Here is a 300-nt window from a genome sequence, read left to right as displayed (position 1 = left end):
TCCGGCTGTAAATCGCCGAAGCGTTTCCGTAAGGCCGGGGCGAGGCGCAGGGATGCGCCGAGAGGGCGTGGCCTGCAGGGATGCAGGCTCATGCCCGACCCGATAGCCTGAAGGAATAAGCTGAGGGCACCGCGAAGCGGCGATTTACCGCCGGGAGCCCGGGTCGCCAGGGTGGTGGCGATTGCACTGAACCCCGGATCCTGGACACCAGATTCCAAATCTGGAGGTTCAGAACAATGAAATATCCTTTCCATACCAGGCTTGCAGCTGTACTGCATTACATGGCCGGACAGTCGAGTA

Annotated in this window: 1 protein-coding gene; it reads right to left on the bottom strand. The window is 60.3% G+C overall.

The window, feature by feature from the left end; all coding sequences use genetic code 11:
- Nucleotides 1-218, bottom strand: a 218-nt coding sequence (locus KW829_RS22755; protein ID WP_218309151.1) for a hypothetical protein, incomplete at its 3' end; no start/stop codon positions are given.
- Nucleotides 219-300 lie beyond the last annotated feature (82 nt).

This window comes from Enterobacter sp. ENT02, assembly GCF_019219165.1.
GTDB classification, from domain to species: domain Bacteria; phylum Pseudomonadota; class Gammaproteobacteria; order Enterobacterales; family Enterobacteriaceae; genus Enterobacter; species Enterobacter mori.
This window is presented reverse-complemented; position numbering and strand designations above follow the sequence as displayed.